This window comes from Limosilactobacillus vaginalis DSM 5837 = ATCC 49540 (assembly GCF_000159435.1).
Classification (GTDB): domain Bacteria; phylum Bacillota; class Bacilli; order Lactobacillales; family Lactobacillaceae; genus Limosilactobacillus; species Limosilactobacillus vaginalis.
The window spans coordinates 184120-187597 of sequence record NZ_GG693413.1 but is presented as its reverse complement, the minus strand read 5'-3'; the positions used below and the strand labels follow the sequence as shown (position 1 = coordinate 187597).

General features: G+C 40.0%; 3 protein-coding genes. All 3 read right to left on the bottom strand.

Going from position 1 to position 3478, the window contains the following annotated elements:
• Positions 1-1141 (bottom strand): argininosuccinate lyase (gene argH / locus HMPREF0549_RS04085; RefSeq protein WP_003716985.1); only part of this gene is annotated, 1141 nt, incomplete at its 3' end.
• On the bottom strand, positions 1131-2381 hold the full coding sequence (locus HMPREF0549_RS04080; protein ID WP_040531143.1) for an argininosuccinate synthase: 1251 nt from the start codon (positions 2379-2381) through the stop codon (positions 1131-1133). The genes HMPREF0549_RS04080 and argH, both read right to left, overlap by 11 nt.
• Positions 2382-2581: 200 nt before the next feature.
• The coding region (gene bsh / locus HMPREF0549_RS04075) for a choloylglycine hydrolase (RefSeq protein ID WP_040531140.1) at positions 2582-3478 on the bottom strand (897 nt) is incomplete at its 5' end.

Genomic DNA, 3478 nt, shown 5'->3' with positions numbered 1-3478 from the left:
TTCCCTTAGTTGCTAAGTAATCAGCAAGCTCAGTAGCGTTAGAAAAATCATTATGGGTCGCATGTTCCATCCGTGCCTTATGGACATGCAGCGTTTTTACCATCCCAGCCATAATCTTAATTGAAGGAAGAATTGTTTTAACGGCATCAAAAACACCTTCCTTATCCTCTTGCATATCTTTATTGTATGCTAACGGCAAGCTCTTCATCGTTGTCAAAAGGCCAACCAGATCGCCATAAACACGACCACTTTTTCCGCGAATCAATTCGGCCATATCAGGGTTCTTCTTTTGGGGCATAATTGAGCTTCCAGTCGAATATTCATCCGCTAATTCAATATAGTTAAATTCATAGCTACACCAATAAATAATCTCTTCACACAAGCGAGACAAGTGCATCATGAGAATACTGGCATTACTCAAGAATTCTAAGACAAAGTCACGATCCGAAACTGCATCTAATGAATTAGCATACGGCTGGTTAAAGCCTAGTAATTGAGAGCTTAATTCACGGTCAATTGGAAAAGTTGTCCCTGCTAAAGCAGCAGCTCCTAATGGTGAAATACTAGTATGCTGTTTGTTAAATTCAAACCGTTCAATATCCCGCTGAAACATTTGAAAATATGCCATTAAGTAATGCCCATAGGAAATTGGTTGGGCATGCTGCATGTGCGTATAGCCGGGCATAATTGTCTCCACGTTTTCTTCGGCCTTGTTAACTAAAACGCGCTGTAAATTACGTAATGCTTGAATAACTAATGGCAAGCGTTCATTAACATATAAGTGTAAGTCCGTTGCTACTTGATCATTTCGGCTCCGTCCTGTATGGAGTTTTCCTGCTACAGGGCCAATCTCTTCAGTTAGTAACGCTTCAATATTCATATGAATATCTTCATTGTCGACCGAAAACTTTAACTTACCTTGGTGTAACTTCTGTTCAAGTTTCTCTAAGCCAGCAATAATTTGGTCAGCATCATTTTCTGAGAGAATGTTAGTTGCTTTTAGCATCTTTACATGAGCCAGTGAACCATGGATATCTTCTTCAGCCATCTCCTGGTCAAAGCCAATTGATGCACCAAAATTATTAATAAAGTCATCGCCAGCTTCCTCAAACCGGCCACCCCACATTCGCTTAATCGGCATCGGCAGTCACACCTTTATTATTAATTTGTTCTTGCTTCGTTGCCAATGCCTTTTTCTGGACTTGGGCATAGACCTTATCAGGAAGTTCCCATAGTTTGATAAATCCGGTAGCTGCTTCCTGATCGAATTCGTCTGCTGAGGTATATGTAGCCAGATTCTTATCGTAAAGGGAGTTAGGCGACTTCCGTCCTTCACAGATTACGTTTCCCTTAAATAGCTTTACCCGGACAACACCATTGACAACTGCTTGTGCCTGATCGATGAATGCAACTAGTGACTTCATTAGCGGTGAGTACCAAAGGCCGTTATAAATAATCTCACTCATCTTTTGTTCAACAATCGGCTTAAAATGGGCTAATTCACGTTCTAAGGTTAAGTCTTCCAAGTCTTTATGAGCAGCCAGTAAAACAGTTGCTGCTGGACATTCATAAATTTCCCGTGACTTAATCCCAACCAGCCGGTTTTCAACGTGATCAATTCGACCAATTCCATGACTACCAGCAAGATGATCTAATTTCATAATTAATTCATCAAGTGGTAGTTTTTCACCATCAATGGCTGTTGGCACCCCTTCTTCAAAACTAATTTCGATTGTTGTCGGGGTATCTGGAGCATCTTCAATCGCTACTGTCCGGTCATACGCATCGGCTGGTGCGGCAGCCCATGGATCTTCAAGAATTCCACATTCATTTGCCCGGCCCCAAAGGTTTTCATCAATTGAATATGGGCTAGCCTTAGTAATTGGAACTGGAATATTGTTATCCTTGGCATATTGAATTTCCTCTTCCCGTGACCAATGCCAATCACGAATTGGGTCTTCGATTTTCATTTCTGGAGCAAGGGCATGAATACCGGCTTCAAAACGAACTTGATCGTTCCCCTTACCAGTACAGCCATGGGCAATTGCAGTAGCGCCATATTCACGGGCAACAGCCACCAGTTTTTGAACGATTAATGGACGGGATAGTGCAGAAACAAGTGGGTACTTTTGCTCATACATTGCATGTGCTTGAAGCGCTGGCAAAACAAATTGTTCAGCGAAGTCATGTTTAGCATCAATTACCACTGACTTCCACGCGCCAACTTGCTTCCCCTTTTCCTTAATTGCTTCAAGATCTTTTCCTTCACCAACATCAATACAACATGCAATCACGTCATATCCCTTGTTTTTTAACCACGCGATTGCAACTGAAGTGTCTAAACCACCGGAATAAGCTAATACAATTTTTTCTTTTGTCATCTGTATATCCTCCATCCATTTTTGAAATTGATAATAAATATACAATAAATATTAATTTAAAGCAAGCTAAAATCAATAATTTGTCATTTTTATTCAAAAATAATAATTTATTATGTATATTAGTGAATAAAAAAATTCCCTTCATTTTGACTAGGCGAGTCTAATCATCTACTAAAATGAAGGAAATTCTGCGTGATTATTTAGTTTTGGAAATTAATGGTTTGTTTGCTCTGAAGCGGGTATTGAAGTAACTCAGTTTGATCCAACTTATCCTCTTCTAACTTAACTGCATTAATTTGATTATTATCGTACGTTGAATAGTAGAAAGTTCCCGTAGTTAAGTTAATCCCGTCAGAATAAATTGTATATTCAAATTGTCCAGGAGCCACTTGATCAAGGCCCTTTTGTTGTTCAACCGCATGCAGATTATGAAAATAATCAGTAATATTTTCAATTTCTGATTTTCCCTTGGGTGCATGTGCTTTGGTGAAGACTTCTTTAACAAACCGACTTTCTGAATCCATCCCACCCGGTAAGAAGCGGGAACCAAATCCACGGCTATAAGTACTGAGCTTAACTTCAGGGATCAAAGTGTTCTCTGGATAGGCCGGCGAAATACTCTGATAGTTACTCAAATTTAGCAATTGCTTAGGAAATTCGGGATTATTAGTCAAAACGCCAACAGGATTATCATAAACATTTAGCCCCTCTGCCGTTGACTCAACCACAATTGCCTCACCGGATTTATCGGCAATAAGCCAGTGAAGCGGTGACAAGTGGAGCTTTGCGGAGAAATCAATCTTAACTAAGTTCAAATTACTAAGTAGCTTGCGTGCTTCGGTAACATTTTTACATTGTCCTAAAATGTAAGGGATAAACTCGAATGGTGTCACGTTATCCTTTCCTGGATCTTCCGGGAAATAATGGCAAGGCCCATCAAAGTTTAAACCAGCCATTCCCAAGCCTTCTTCATTTGCTCCATCAAAATACAAGGGATAGCCATCCTCAACTAATGCCATCCCCGTAATGGCATAGTGGTGATCTAATGATGGCCCTTTACGAAATTTAAATGGATAATTTCGTGGTGTCACAACCAC